Source organism: Nonomuraea sp. NPDC049421 (genome assembly GCF_040677005.1).
Lineage (GTDB): Bacteria > Actinomycetota > Actinomycetes > Streptosporangiales > Streptosporangiaceae > Nonomuraea > Nonomuraea salmonea.
Window position 1 is genome coordinate 86,836 of the sequence record NZ_JBFAQA010000018.1, and the last position, 13,418, is coordinate 100,253.

14 protein-coding genes are annotated in these 13,418 nt (G+C 72.6%); 6 read left to right on the top strand and 8 right to left on the bottom strand.

Annotation, left to right across the window (positions count from 1 at the left end; all coding sequences use genetic code 11):
• Positions 1-4 precede the first annotated feature (4 nt).
• Positions 5-958, bottom strand: a complete 954-nt coding sequence (locus tag AB0K18_RS28355) for an NAD-dependent epimerase/dehydratase family protein (protein ID WP_364919912.1) — start codon at positions 956-958, stop codon at positions 5-7.
• Between the two features lie 299 nt (positions 959-1,257).
• The gene (locus AB0K18_RS28360) at positions 1,258-2,454 is read right to left on the bottom strand and encodes a cytochrome P450 (RefSeq protein WP_364919914.1); all 1,197 of its coding nucleotides are present in this window, start codon (positions 2,452-2,454) and stop codon (positions 1,258-1,260) included.
• A 189-nt stretch (positions 2,455-2,643) separates the two neighbouring features.
• Between AB0K18_RS28360 and AB0K18_RS28365 the strand changes: the two genes are divergently transcribed.
• Together AB0K18_RS28365 and AB0K18_RS28370 are read left to right on the top strand one after the other, a co-directional pair.
• On the top strand, positions 2,644-4,146 hold the full coding sequence (locus AB0K18_RS28365; RefSeq protein WP_364919917.1) for an FAD-dependent monooxygenase: 1,503 nt from the start codon (positions 2,644-2,646) through the stop codon (positions 4,144-4,146).
• A 133-nt stretch (positions 4,147-4,279) separates the two neighbouring features.
• The gene (locus AB0K18_RS28370) at positions 4,280-5,674 is read left to right on the top strand and encodes a hypothetical protein (RefSeq protein ID WP_364919920.1); all 1,395 of its coding nucleotides are present in this window, start codon (positions 4,280-4,282) and stop codon (positions 5,672-5,674) included.
• 55 nt (positions 5,675-5,729) lie between these two features.
• Here AB0K18_RS28370 and AB0K18_RS28375 read toward each other — a convergent pair whose 3' ends face one another.
• Positions 5,730-7,064 carry a hypothetical protein gene (locus AB0K18_RS28375; RefSeq protein WP_364919923.1) on the bottom strand — a complete coding sequence of 445 codons (1,335 nt, stop codon included), beginning with the start codon at positions 7,062-7,064 and terminating at the stop codon, positions 5,730-5,732.
• Positions 7,065-7,299: 235 nt separating this feature from the next.
• Between AB0K18_RS28375 and AB0K18_RS28380 the strand changes: the two genes are divergently transcribed.
• Both AB0K18_RS28380 and AB0K18_RS28385 read left to right on the top strand, forming a co-directional pair.
• Positions 7,300-7,638 carry a hypothetical protein gene (locus tag AB0K18_RS28380; RefSeq protein ID WP_364919926.1) on the top strand — a complete coding sequence of 113 codons (339 nt, stop codon included), beginning with the start codon at positions 7,300-7,302 and terminating at the stop codon, positions 7,636-7,638.
• 83 nt (positions 7,639-7,721) lie between these two features.
• Positions 7,722-7,979 (top strand): hypothetical protein, encoded by a 258-nt coding sequence (locus tag AB0K18_RS28385; RefSeq protein ID WP_364919928.1) that lies wholly within the window; start codon positions 7,722-7,724, stop codon positions 7,977-7,979.
• A 4-nt stretch (positions 7,980-7,983) separates the two neighbouring features.
• Here the strand turns inward: AB0K18_RS28385 and AB0K18_RS28390 are convergent, their stop codons facing one another.
• Entirely contained in the window at positions 7,984-8,640 is a 657-nt protein-coding gene (locus tag AB0K18_RS28390; RefSeq protein ID WP_364919931.1) for a response regulator transcription factor, read from the bottom strand.
• On the bottom strand, positions 8,628-9,902 hold the full coding sequence (locus tag AB0K18_RS28395) for a sensor histidine kinase (protein ID WP_364919934.1): 1,275 nt from the start codon (positions 9,900-9,902) through the stop codon (positions 8,628-8,630). Before AB0K18_RS28395 ends, AB0K18_RS28390 begins: the two co-directional genes overlap by 13 nt.
• 174 nt (positions 9,903-10,076) lie before the next feature.
• Here AB0K18_RS28395 and AB0K18_RS28400 point away from each other — a divergent pair, with 174 nt between their 5' ends.
• The gene (locus tag AB0K18_RS28400) at positions 10,077-10,283 is read left to right on the top strand and encodes a hypothetical protein (protein WP_364919937.1); all 207 of its coding nucleotides are present in this window, start codon (positions 10,077-10,079) and stop codon (positions 10,281-10,283) included.
• Between the two features lie 143 nt (positions 10,284-10,426).
• Positions 10,427-10,768 (top strand): chorismate mutase, encoded by a 342-nt coding sequence (locus AB0K18_RS28405; protein ID WP_355412342.1) that lies wholly within the window; start codon positions 10,427-10,429, stop codon positions 10,766-10,768.
• Here the strand turns inward: AB0K18_RS28405 and AB0K18_RS28410 are convergent.
• From AB0K18_RS28410 to AB0K18_RS28420, 3 genes are all read right to left on the bottom strand, one after another.
• Positions 10,761-11,339, bottom strand: coding sequence for a dienelactone hydrolase family protein (locus AB0K18_RS28410; RefSeq protein WP_364919940.1), 579 nt, complete (start codon positions 11,337-11,339; stop codon positions 10,761-10,763). The two genes, AB0K18_RS28405 and AB0K18_RS28410, sit on opposite strands and share 8 nt — an antisense overlap.
• A 41-nt stretch (positions 11,340-11,380) precedes the next feature.
• Positions 11,381-12,472 (bottom strand): LacI family DNA-binding transcriptional regulator, encoded by a 1,092-nt coding sequence (locus tag AB0K18_RS28415; RefSeq protein ID WP_364919942.1) that lies wholly within the window; start codon positions 12,470-12,472, stop codon positions 11,381-11,383.
• Between the two features lie 86 nt (positions 12,473-12,558).
• Positions 12,559-13,416, bottom strand: coding sequence for a PfkB family carbohydrate kinase (locus AB0K18_RS28420; protein ID WP_364919945.1), 858 nt, complete (start codon positions 13,414-13,416; stop codon positions 12,559-12,561).
• Positions 13,417-13,418 lie beyond the last annotated feature (2 nt).

Sequence of the window (13,418 nt, forward strand, 5' to 3'; positions counted from 1 at the left end):
CCCCCTACGGCTTGATCGTCCCCGCGCGCACCAGCCAGTCGACCGCCTCGGAGGTCGCCTCCAGCGAGGTGTAGCGGGGACGGTGGCCGAGCAGCCGCTCGGCCTTGTCCATGCTGCAGTGGGGGCTGTGGGCGATGTGGTCGTACGTCAGCGCCGCGTCGTCCTCCGAGACCGTCCTGCGCCACTGCTCCCACGGCTGGAACGACAGCCGCGCCTCCTTGCCGAACCAGCCCGCCACCGCCTCGGCGTAGCCGCGCAGCGACAGGGCGGTGGTGGCGACCGAATGGAAGCTCTCGCCCACCGCGGCCGACCGGTTGGCGATGGCGTCCATGAACAGCCGGGCCACGTCGTCGGCGTGCACGTGCTGGACGGTCTCCAGCCCCAGGTTGGGCAGCGCCAGCTCCGACCCCTCCGCCAGGGTCTGGAACACCGCCGGGTTGACGTTGCCCGCCGGGTTGACCGGCACCCATCCCGGCCCGGTGATGTGGCCGGGATGGATGATCGTCGCCGGGAACCCGTCGCGCTGGGCCCGCTCCAGCAGCATCGCCTCGATGGCCGCCTTGCGCACGCCGTAGTCGCCGAAGGGCGCCCGCCTGACGTCCTCCGTCGTCGGCACCTGCGCGCTCGGCCCGTGCACCCAAATAGTGCCGCAGTGCAGGAAGTGCCGCACCTTGCCGGCCAGCGCGTCGGCCAGCAGCGCCGCGCTGCTCTCGGTGAAGCAGATGAGGTCGATGACGACGTCCGGCTCGAGCTTCGCGATGCGCCGCCCGAACGTGCCGTCGGCCTCGTCCACCTTCCTGTCGGCGATGACCGTGGTCACCCGCTCCCAGGCGCCGTGGGGTGAGTAGGGCTCGCGCGACCCCCTGCTCACGTTGACGACATCATGCCCGGCCGCCACCAGCCGCGGAATGAGATACGTCCCGATATGCCCACTACCACCGATCACCACAACACGCATGCGCCCAGCGTAGCCCCGCCCGCGCTTCCCTCCGAGAGCCGGTGACGAGCATGGAACGTTCTCATCGGCTGTACACCTCCGCCACCGCCCGCGCGTCCTACCACGTCCACTCGATCTCCGTCACCGCCGTCGGGCCCTGGACGATCCAGCTGCTGCCGATCACCAAGGCCCGTTACTGGGCGATCAACGCGAAGGGCGCCGGCGACGACCCGTTACGCGGCCGTCACGGCCGACGGGCCCTGGACGATCAAGCGCGGGTAGCGGCCCCGGGTCAGGCCCACCATGGCCTGGTGTCTCCGTTACCAGGCGACCTCCAGGGAGGCGAGGCCGTAGACGATGCTGAAGGTGCGGAACTGGGCGGCGTTGCCGGTCAGGCGCAGGTTCGGGAAGCGGTTGAGCAGGGCCGGGAAGGCGATGCGCAGCTCCATGCGGGCCAGCGGGGCACCCAGGCAGTGGTGGACGCCGTGGCCGAACGCCAGATGGCCGGGGGCGCCGCGGCCGAGGTCGAAGGCGTTCGCGTCCGGCAGGAACGACGGGTCCCTGTTGGCGGCCGGCAGGCTGCACAGCACCAGGTCGCCCTCCGCGATCTGCTGCCCGCCCACCTCGACGTCCTTCGTGGCGACCTTGGTGGTGCCGGAGTTGACGATGCTGAGGTAGCGCAGCAGTTCCTCCACCGTGGCGTCGATGCGCTCGGGCTCGCGGCGCAGCAGGTCGAGCTGCTCCGGGTGGCGCAGCAGGGCGAGCGTGCCGAGCGAGAGCATGTTGGAGGTGGTCTCGTGGCCGGCGAACAGCAGCAGGCCGCCGATCCCGATCAGCTCGTCGGTGGACAGGTCGTCGCCGTGCTCGCGGACGAGCATGCCGAGCAGCTCCTCGCCGGGGTCGGCCTGGATGCGCGCGACCAGGGTCTCCATGTAAGCGCGCTGCTCGAACTGGAGCATCATGCGCTCCTCGCCCGGCACGGTCATGTCGAGCATCCGGTTCGTCCGCTGCTGGAAGCCCTCGCGGTCCTCGTACGGGACGCCGAGCAGCTCGCAGATCACCAGCGACGGGATCGGTAACGCGAACGACGGCACCAGGTCGGCGGGGGAGCCGGCGGCTTCGAGCGCGTCGAGGTGCTCGTCCACGATGCGCTGGATCCTGGGTTCCAGGCGGCGCATGCGGCGGATGGTGAACTCGGGCGTCAGCATCCTGCGCAGCCGCGTGTGCTCGGGCGGGTCGACGCCGAGGAGGTTGCCCGCGCGTACCTTGGCGAGCTGCTCCTCGGTCATCGGCGGCGCTCCGGGCAGGCGGGCGATGGTCTGCGGCGCCACCTTGAACGTCTCCGCGTCGCCCAGCACCTCCCGGACGTCGGCGTGGCGAGTGACGAGCCATGCCTCCGCCCCGAACGCTGTCGTGATCTTCTTGATACCTTCCTCATCCCGCACCGCCGCCAGCTCCGGTGCCGGATCGAACGCCACCCGCCGCATGTGCAGCGGCATCGCCGAGGTCTCGCTCATGCAATCCCCTGAGATGGTTCCGTTATTTGCACAGCACCGTACTGATCCCGGTGATCGGTTCACTAGAAGCGATCATCAATCGTTGCGGGGTCGTACTTGAACCATGGCCGCATCGCAGTCGGGCGGCTTGACGCGGGCTCGGCGACGCCGGAAACATACCCCCACTTATCAGGATGAAGAGGACGGCCCATGGATGTAAGGCAAGTGCCCGTGCTGGTCGCCGGCGGCGGGCCCGTCGGCCTGGCGACCGCGGTGGAGCTGGCGCATCACGGCATCGAATGCTTAGTGGTGGAGCCGCGCGAGACGGTGTCCTGGCTGCGGCCGCGGGCGAAGACCACCTCGGCCCGGTCGATGGAGATCCTGCGCAGGTGGGGCCTGGCGGAGACGCTGCGCTCGCGGGCGCCGCTGGCGGTGGCCTGGTCGGACGAGGCGGTGTTCGCCACCAGCCTGCTCGGCAGGGAGATCACCAGGATCGACCGCTGCTTCGGCCTCGACCTCGTCGGCTCCGATCTCGCCGCCGAGCCCGGCCAGCAGGTGCCGCAGCCGCTGGTCGAGGAGGTGCTGCGGGAGGCCGTCGGCGACGCCCTGCTCACCGGGTGGCAGGTGACCGGCCTGGAGGAGGACGCCGACGGCGTGACCGTGCGCATCGCGGCCACCGACGGCGCCGAGCGCGAGGTCCGCGCCCAGTACGTGGTCGGCTGCGACGGCTCCCGCAGCGTCACCAGGGACGCCATCGGCTCCCGGTACGAGGGCCGCCAGGACGCCAGGCCCAACTTCAACATCGTCTTCCGCGCCCCCGACCTCGCCGACCGGGTGCCGCACGGGCCCGCCGTGCACTACTGGGTGCTCAACCCGGCCCAGCCCGGCATCGTCGGCCGGCTCGACCTCAAGGACACCTGGTGGTGCATCGCCCAGGGGGTGCGGGCCGAGGACGCCGACCCCGTGCGGCTGGTGCGCAACCTCGCAGGTGCCGACATCGACGTGGAGATCCTGGCCACCGATCCGTGGACGGCACGCATGCTGCTGGCCAACCGGTACGCGAGCAAGCGCGTCTTCCTGGCCGGCGACGCCGCGCACCAGAACCCGCCCTACGGCGGTCACGGCTTCAACACCGGCGTCGGCGACGCGGTCAACATCGGCTGGAAGCTCGCCGCGGTGCTGCGCGGATGGGCGCCGGAGGCGCTGCTGGCCACGTACGAGAGCGAGCGCCGCCCCATCGCCGCCGACACCATCGAGGCCGCCGCGGCGAACATGGCCACCCTCGCCCCCGAGCTGGCCGACCCGGCGCTGATGGGCACGGACGAGGAGTTCGCGAAGGTCCGCCCGGCCGTGGCGGAGGCGATCAGGCGGACCAAGGACAGCGAGTTCCACAGCCTCGACCTGGTGCTCGGCTACACCTACACCGGCTCGCCGATCGTCGCGCCCGGGACGGGCGAGCGCCTGCCGCACCGCTGGCTCGCGCCGGGCGAGTCCCTGTACGACCGCCTCGGCCGCGCCTTCAGCCTGGTCGGCGACCTCGGCTCGCCACAGGCCGCCTCACTGGTGGCGCAGGCGCGCGAGCTGGGCGTGCCGCTGGAGGAGGTGGACCTGCCCGGCGAGCCGCTGACGCTGGTGCGCCCCGACCAGCACGTGGCCTGGCGCGGCGGAGACCCCGAAGGCGCGCTCCGCCGGGCTTTGGGGAACCTCGGGTAGCCGGTCGCCGGTTGTCCCCATGGGCCGGGGTTGCGGCGAGTTTACCGGGATCAAGACAGCCATAGAGTAATCGAAACACTACTCCTGGTTACGATGGCGAAGTTCGCGCACCTATCACTCCAGGGGGCTGGATATGACTGACGAGACCCGGGCCGGCAGGACGATCGACGAGGAAGACGGCGTGCTCGGCGGCGAGGCCGCCCTGCTGCACGCCCAGGACGACCCGGCGGCCTCCGCAGCCGTGGACGCGGCCGTCGAGGCCGAGCTGCTGGAGGACGCCCCGGCCCGCGAGGCGGTCGAGGCCAGGCGCGAGAGCGAACGTCAGATCGCCGACCTCACCGCCCAGGACCAGCAGCGCTTCCGCGACTACCAGCGCGAGCTGCGCACGATGGGCGCCGACGTGTGGCCGATCGCCCGGTGGTGGGGCTTCGAGATCCACCTCAACGAGTCGGCCGCGCTGCTCGCCGCCGAGATCCCGCAGCTCATCGCGCAGAGCGCGGCGACCGTCGTGGGCGGCTGGCTGACCCCGGTCATCGAGCGCGCCGTACGCGGCAAGGCCGCCTGGATCGCCTCCATCGCCCGCCCGTACGGGGTCAAGCTGGTCTCGCCGTGGACCGCGCCCGGCATGCTCGTCCCCGCCCGCCAGGACGGCAGGCCCGCCGGCGAGAGCGGCCTTTACTGGGCGGTCCACGAGCCGGAGCAGGGCTGGAGCGCGGACCAGCGGTTCGTCGACCACTTCAGCGTGACGGGGCCGGCGCTGGGCGAGTTCCAGGACCGGCTGTTCCTGGCCCACCGGGGCGGCGCGGGCGACGCCAGCCTGTGGTGGACGGTCTACGACGCCGAGGAGGGCTGGAGCGAGGACCAGCGCTTCCCGCAGCACCTCAGCCAGGCCGCGCCGGCGCTGGCGGCGTACGACGGGCAGCTCTACTGCGTGCACCGGGGCGCGGGCGACGACACCGCGCTGTGGTGGACCCGCTTCGACGGGTCGAGCTGGAGCCCGGACGAGCGGCTGCCGCGGCACTTCAGCGAGAGCGCGCCGGCGCTGGCGGCGTACGACGGGCAGCTCTACTGCGTGCACCGGGGCGCGAGCGACGACGCCCTGTGGTGGTCGCGCTGGGACGGGTCGAGCTGGAGCGAGGACCAGCGGCTGCCCGGCCACTCCAGCCGCTCGAACCCGGCGCTGGCCGTCTACCGTGGCCACCTCTACTGCGTGCACCGGGGCGCGGGCGACGACACTGCCCTGTGGTGGACCCGCTGGGACGGCTCGACGTGGAGCCCCGACCAGCGGCTGCCCGGCCACCACGCCGGCGAGGGCCCCGCGCTGACCGTCTACAAGGACCGCCTCTACTGCGTGCACCGCGGCACCGCCGACCAGAGCCTGTGGTGGAGCAGCTTCAACGGCTCCGCGTGGAGCTCCGACGAGCGGCTGCCCGGCCACCACAGCGGCGAGAGCCCGGCCATCATGGCTTACCGCGACAGGAACGCCACCCGCGACCAGCTCCTGGTCCTGCACCGGGGAGCGCGCTGAGCCCAGACGCGCGGGTGCCGGCCCGCACCGCGAGCCGGCACCCGTTCATGGCCGCCTACCAGCCGGCGAGCTGATCGAGGAACCACTCGATGAGCGGCCTCGACACCGCGCCGTGCTCGGTGTTGGCCGTGTCGCAGCAGAACGCGTCGAGGAACGTCTCGTCCTTCGGCAGGTCGCCGAGGTCACGGTAGAGCTCCGTCTGCCACTGGAACGGATCCCTGGCCAGCGCCACCGCGCTGACCGCGGGCACGAAGCAGCCGCGCCTGAACCGCTCCTCGATCGGCAGGCCCGTCGCGTCGGCCAGCCGGCCCCACGAGTCGAGCGTGCCGCCCGGCGCGCCGTCGAACGCGGCGACGTGCGAGGTCGCGCTCGTCCACACCGGCGCGCCGAAGCGCACCACGCCGATGTTCTGCAGCTCGCCCATGTCGGGCTGGACGCGGGCGGTCAGCTGCAGCGTCTCGTGCTGCAGGTCGAAGACCGGCGTGCCGGGCGCGAGGTCGGGACCGACGCCGTCGCCGGTGCCGTTGGCCAGGCCCAGCTTGTACGGCCGCATCGGGAACCAGCCCACCCGGCGCAGATCCTCCAGGAACTCCAGGCGCAGCGGGCTGGCGCTGGTCACCGGCCCCGAGTAGTCGGCGTCGTCCACCCAGCCCCACAGCAGCTGCTGCGCGGCCGGGCTGCGGATCAGCGCGGCCTGGCCCGGGCCGTCGGAGCGCGGGGCCAGCGACTCGTGCAGGTACGCCAGCTGCTGCAGCACCAGCGGGATCCAGGCGCCGAGGTGCGGGCTGTCGTAGGAGAAGTACTTGTCGGTCTGGTGGTCGACGCCCTCGCTCTCCATGCGGGCCAGCGCGTACCTGGTGACGATGCCGCCCATGCTGACGCCGCCGACCACGAGCTGGTCGTCGCCCAGGCGCTCGTCGATGACGCGCCGCACGCAGCTCACCGCCACCGCGGCGTTCGCCTGGACGGCGGCGTGCCGCTGGTCGAAGCCCAGCAGGACGACGTCGATGCCCATGGACCTCAGCTGGTCGAGGAAGCCGGGCACACCCCTCTGGTAGGGCTGGTTGAAGTGCCGCCACAGCGCGTCGAGGTCGCTGGGCCCGTAGTTGAAGCCGTCGGCCAGGATCAGCGGCCTGGTCGGCGCGTCGTGCCCGTCGGCCAGGTGCACGGCGGCGCGGCCGGTCGCGGTGTAGCCCTGGTACGGCTCGTCGCCGACCAGGTCCCAGGTGAGCTCGGGCCGGCGGGCCTCGCCGTCGCGGCGCGGCGGGGCGGCGAACCAGACCCCCTGCTGCCCGAGCGCGGCGGCGATGCGTTCGACCTGGTCGGTGCTGAGGCTGCTCTCGAAGGTGTGGGCCCTGGTCTCGACGTCTATTCGCGGTTCCTGCGGCATGTCCGATCCTCTTTTCGCTGAGGGCCAACTGGGGCCACTGACCACACCTTACGGTCACTGTCAGCAATTGACCGAGCACCGAACGTTATGGCGTTTCCGCAGGTCAGACCTGATGACGTGACACCCGGCGGCCACGGGGCAGGAGGTGCGGAACAGCCCGGCGAGCACCACGGAAAAACCGGCTCCTTCGACGGATGAGCCCTTCGAGAACGACCTACCGCGCGAGGTGAGCACGATGCCAGAACGACGCGACGACGACGAGTTCTTCGCTCCCGTGCTGAAGGAGCCGCCGCCCGGCGAGGACGCGAGCGACACCGGCGTGCCGCACGTGCACGGGGCCGGGCAAGGGGAGTGGGCGCGCCGGCCCGCGCCCTCGACCGCGGTCAGCCTGCGCCTGCTGGCCGCCGCGCTGCTGCTGCTCGGCGGCGTGGTGCTGGCCGTGCTCGCGGTGCTCGCCGGCAACCCGCCGCTGGCCGTGCCGCCCGCCCTGGTGGCCCTGGCCGCCGCCTTCTACCTGGTGCTGTACGGCATCCGCCGCGCCCGCCAGGACGGCGGCCCCCCGACCTTCGGCTGACCCGCGGGGTGGGGGCCTGCCGGGTTTCGGCGCTGCTCACCGGGTATGCGGCCTGCTGGGAGGGCCGGACCGGAGGAGTTGCGATGTCCACGACGTCTTTGATCGACAGGGAGTGCGTACGCCGGCTGCTGGACTCCCGGCACCCGGACGCCACGCTGGTCTTCATCCGCGGCGGCTGCGAGGTGCTGCCCGCCGACGAGGTGGACGACGCCCACAAGGGCCTGGTGATCGCCAGCCGCGACGATGTCATGGCCCAGATCCCCGGCGGCACCCCCACGGACGAGGTGCTCGACGCCCTGGCCCACCGCCTGGACAACATCGTCCGCGACCTGGGTGCCTGAGCTGCTAACGCCGGTGGCCGCTCTCCAGATACTGCAGGACGGCGGCCACCCGCCGGTCGGTCTTGTCGGTCGGCGCGAGGTCGAGCTTGGCGAAGATGTTGCGGATGTGCTTGTGCACCGCGCCGTCGGTGACGACCAGCCGCTCGGCGATGGCCGCGTTGCCGAGCCCCTCGGCCATCAGCGCGAGCACGTCGCGCTCGCGCGGGCTGAGCCGGTCGAGCCGGTTGTCGGGCCGGGAGCGGGTGAGGAGCTGCGCGACGACCTCGGGGTCGATGGCGGTGCCGCCATCGGCCACCCGGTGCAGCGCGGCGAGGAACTCCTGCACCCGGCCCACGCGCTCCTTGAGCAGGTAGCCGAGCCTGGCGCTGCCGTGGGAGAGCAGCTCGGTGGCGAACGCCTGCTCGACGTACGCCGACAGCACCAGCACCGCGAGCCCGGGCAGCCGCCGCCTGGCCTCGACGGCGGCCACGATGCCCTCGTCGGTGTGGGTGGGCGGCATGCGCACGTCCACGATGGCGACGTCGGGCTCGTACTCGTCGATCGCCTTCAGGAAGCCGTCGGGGTCGGCGGCGGTGGCGACCACGTCGAGCGCCTCGGCGCGCAACAGCAGCGCGAGCCCCTCGCGCAGCAACGGGTCGTCCTCGGCGATCACAATCCGCATGGAAGGCTCACATTCATGGTGGTGGGTCCGCCGGCGGGGCTGGTCAGCGCGAACGTGCCGTCGTGGGCCTCGGTCCTGCGGCGGATGCCGCTCAGCCCGGACCCGTCGCTCTCTGCCGCGCCGCCGCGCCCGTCGTCGGTGATCTCGATGCGCAGCCAGGCGTCGTCACGGCGCACGGTGACCTGCGCCCGCGTGGCCTGGCTGTGCTTGGCGATGTTGGTCAGTGCCTCGGCCACCACGAAGTAGGCGGTGGCCTCGACGGAGGCCGGACACCGTCCCGGCACCTCGGCGTCGATCCGGCAGGGCACGGGGCTGGCCGCGGCCAGGCCGGTCAGCGCGTCGGGCAGGCTGCGGTCGGCCAGCACCGGCGGCAGGATGCTGCGTACGACCGCGCGCAGCTCGGCGAGCGCGGTCTCGGCGGCGTTCTGGGCGCTTTCGAGCACGGCGTCGGCGGTGGCCGGGTCGCGGGCCAGCGCCCGCCTGGCCGCACCGAGCAGCATGGTGACCGCCACGATGCGGTTCTGCGTGCCGTCGTGCAGCGAGCGCTCGATCCTGCGCAGCTCGGCGGCGTGCGCGTCGAGCGCCCCCGCGCGGGTGGCGGTGAGCTGGGCGACCCGCAGCGCGAGGTCGGTCGCCGGATCGGCGGCCAGCAGCCGGCGCCCCGGCCACGCCTGGAGCCTGGCCATGGCGGGCACGAACGCCAGCGTGAGCGCCAGCCAGAACAGGCTGAGCGGGCTGACCGCGAGCGCGCTGGGGAAGGTGTCGGCGTCCCAGATGCCGAGCCCGGCCCCTGCCGTCTCGCCGGGCGGCAGGACCTGCCAGTACAGCGGGTAGAGCAGGTCGCGGACCGCGCTGAACGGCAACGTCAGCCCGACGAAGCCGATGAGCAGCCCGATCGTGGCGTGCGGCAGCACCCAGGCCAGCTCCCGCCGGCTCGCGGGCCGCTTGATGGCCGCCCGCCAGCCGTCGGGCACCGGATCGGGGCTGATGAGGTCGCCGGGACCCCAGCGGGTCAGCCGGGCCCGCTCACGGTCGGCGACCGCGCGCAGGGCGCGCAGCGCGCCGGGCAGCAGCGGCAGGCCCACGCCCACGAGGCAGAGCAGCCCCACGAGGACCAGCACGACCAGCACGAGCAGCGCCAGGGCGCCGGTGCCGATGCCGCCGACGAGGTGTTCGAGCCCGTCGAGCGTCACCCTGGCACGGGCGGACGGATCCCACGTACGGGCGGGCCGCCGCTCGGCGGGCGAGTCGTGGTCGGGCATCCGCACCTCCTTCGTCACCGACCCTAGGTCACCGGCGGGCGCGGCCGTCAGGGCGGCGGCGGAAGAGTACAGCAGGCTGTACCTCGGCTGTCGCGTTGGTGGGATCGCCGGGCCGGCGGGAGGTTCGTACCGTTTCGTGGTGAAAGCGGAAGACGGAACGGCAAGGAGATCGCGATGACCCAGCACACCTCCGAGATGCGTCAGGCCCGCCACAACGTCAGCCGTCCGGTGCTGTGGGCGCTGCTCGCGGTCTTCGCGGTCTGTAACGTGGTGACGTCGGTGTCGGATCTACCGGCGCTGGTCGGCATGGGCTTCGGTCTGCTCACCCTGGCCTGCGCCGGCGCGCTGATCCACCAGCACTACACCACCCGCCGCCGCTGAACCGGACGTCCGGCCGGGCCGCCCGTCGCTGAGCCGGGTGTCCTTCCAGGACGCCCAGCCCGGTGAGCAGGGTGTCCATCCAGGGCACCCGCCGGGGAAGCGGCAGGTAGGATTTCCCCTTCCAGGGATGAAAGGGGATATTTATGGAAAAAGCCTCGGAAGATCGTCCTGAGCAGGAAGCGTTCGTCCGCAAGGAGCTGCAGCGGCTCCGCGACAGCATCGACAACCTCGACGCCGCGCTCGTCCACCTGCTGGCCGAGCGGTTCAAGTGCACGCAGGAGGTCGGCCGTCTCAAGGCGGAGTATGAGCTGCCCCCGGCGGACCCCGAGCGGGAGGCCGCACAGATCCGCCGCCTGCGCGCCCTGGCCGAGCAGTCGAAGCTCGACCCCGTCTTCGCCGAGCGCTTCCTGAACTTCATCATCGCCGAGGTCGTCAGGCATCACGAGCTGATCGCCAGCAACCGGGCGGCCGCCCGCGCTACGTGAGCCGATCGAGGAACGCGAGCACCCGCTCGGTGAGCAGCCCGGCGGCGGCCCGATCGTAGGACGGCAGGCTCGGGTCGGCGAAGTTGTGCCGGTCACCGGGATAGAGGAACAGCTCCGCGTCGGCGGCCGACCCCACAAGGGCCCGCGCCGCGTCGAGGTCGCCCTCATCGGCGAAGATCTCGTCGGCCTCCATCCCGTGCACCTGCACCGGCACCCCCTGCGGCCACGCCTCGCCGAACTCGGCGACCGGTACGCACGCGTCGATCAGCACCGCGCCCCTCGCCCCCTCGCGCGTCTGCGCCAGGCTCTGGGCCGACATCACGCCCAGCGAGAATCCCACGTAGACCAGCCCCGCGGTCAGGTCGAGCGCCGCGGCCCTGCCCCGCTCGGCGAACGTGCCGAAGCCCGCCTTCCCCGCATAGGCCACGCCGTCCGGCAGGTTGTCGAAGACGTGCCCGTCGTAGAGGTCGGGCGCGTGCACGGTGTGACCCGCCGCCCGCAGCGTCGCGGCGAACTCGCGCACACCAGCCGTCAGCCCGCAGGCATGATGGAACAACAGCACCTCGGCCATGACCGGCCCCCCTCTTTCGATCGGGTGTTCGGATGAGTATGTCAGGGCACGCGCGGCGGCGCCACCGACGAGCGCCTGATCAGCCTTGAACGCAACGTGTGCATCGTGCGGGCCGGCTCGCCGCCGTCCAGGACGTCGAGCAGCACCTCGGCCGCCCGCGTGCCCAGCTCGTGGACCGGCTGGGCGATCATCGTCAGCGGCGGGTCCATGACCGCCGCCCACGCGCTGTCGTCGAACCCGATCAGCGCCACGTCGTCCGGATAGCGCAGCCCCGCCTCGCGCAGCGCGCGCAGCGTGCCCGTCATGCCGTCGGTCTCGGTGCAGAACACCGCCGTGACCCGGTCGGGCAGCGCCAGCATCCTGCCCACCTCGCCGACCACCCGCTCCTCGGTCTTCGGCCCCACCATCACCAGCTCGGGGTCGAACGGGATATGCGCGTCGTCGAGCGCGTCCAGGTAGCCGCGCAGCCGCTCGCCGTCCGTCCACAGGTTGCGGGAGGCGGCGGCCAGCAGCTCGCGCCGCGTCGCCGGCGGCCGCTCGACCGGCGGCCCCCACACGAACCCGATGCGCCGGTGACCCGCCGCGATCAGCACCTCGACCGCCTCCCGTGCCGCGTCGCGGTTGTCGATGACGACCGCGTCGAGGTCGAGCGCCGAGACCGCCCGGTCCACCAGCACGACCGGGATGCCCCGGTCCATCGCGCCCTTCAGGTGCGCCACCTGGTCGCGCTGCAGCGCCGCCGACGCCACGATGACGCCGTCGACCCGCTTGTCGATCAGCACGTTCGTCGCCGCCACCTCCTCCTGGAGGTTCTCGTACGTGCTCAGCACGATCACGTCGAACCCGCGCGCCCGCGAGGTGTCGGAGACCCCCCGCAGCAGCCCGGCGAAGAACGGGTTGCCGATGTCGGCCACGATGACGCCGAGCGTGTGGCTCACGCCCGTGGACATGCTCCTGGCCAGCGCGTTGGTGCGGTAACCGAGCTTCTCGGCCGCCGCCAGGACGCGGGCGCGCAGCTCGGGGCTGACGTAGCCGTAGCCGCCGAGCGTGCGCGCCGCCGTGGCCCGGCCCACGCCCGCCTCCGCCGCCACCTCCGAGATGGTCGGCCGCGCCTGGCCGCGCTCAGCTGGCATGGATCTCGCCCCTCCTCGCCCTGTCAGTGTGACCACTCAAGTCTGACCGCTCCCCGCCGCGCCCTTCACCGTGGGCGGGGACGCGGTCAGGGAGTGCGGCGGCCGTGGCCGAAGGCGCCCTCGACCTGGCACTGCGCGCGGGCTGCCGCCGCCCCCGCCGTCAGTGCGCGCCCGATCGCGGCGGGGGTGGCGGGCGCCTGGGCCGACCAGCCGTCGCGCAGCAGGGACACGGCGAAGCCGGTGACGAAGGCGTCGCCGCAGCCCATGGTGTCCACGATCTCGTGGGTCAGGTCGGCGGGCGCCGACAGCGTGTGCCGCCCGTCGCTCGCGATCGCGCCGTGCACTCCCCTGGTGCCCAGGGCGAGGCGGGCGCCGCGCCGTACGGCCTCGGCGAGCAGCGCGGCCGTGGCCTCCTCGTCGAGGTGGGAGCAGGACAGCAGCACCAGGTCGGCGTGCGGGCAGACGCGGTCGAGGTAGCCGGGGTCGCGGTGCTCGTCCTCGCTGGACAGGTCGAAGCTGACCAGCGGGCCGAGCCCGGCGAGCTTGGGCAGCTCGTCCTCGCTGCGGGAGTAGACGCTGGAGTGCACGAGGTCGAAGCCGCCGACGTAGCCGAGCAGGTCGTCGTCGAGGGTGAGCGGCTCGCGTACGGTGACGCCGCCGCCGTTCCAGCCGAGGAAGACCCGGTCGCCGTCGTCCACCTTCAGATGGGAGACGCCGCTCTCGCCGCTCCGTACGACGCACCGATCGACCGCCACCCCTTCGTCGGCGATCGCCGACCGCAGGAACCCGCCCAGCTCGTCGTCGCCGAAGACCCCGAGGTAGGCCGACGCGACGCCGAGCCTGCGGGCGTAGACGGCGACGTTGACGCTGTTGCCGCCGGGGTAGTCGATGCCCCGGTCGACGAACCGGTCGACGATGTTGTCGCCGAAGCCGAGCACTCTCATGC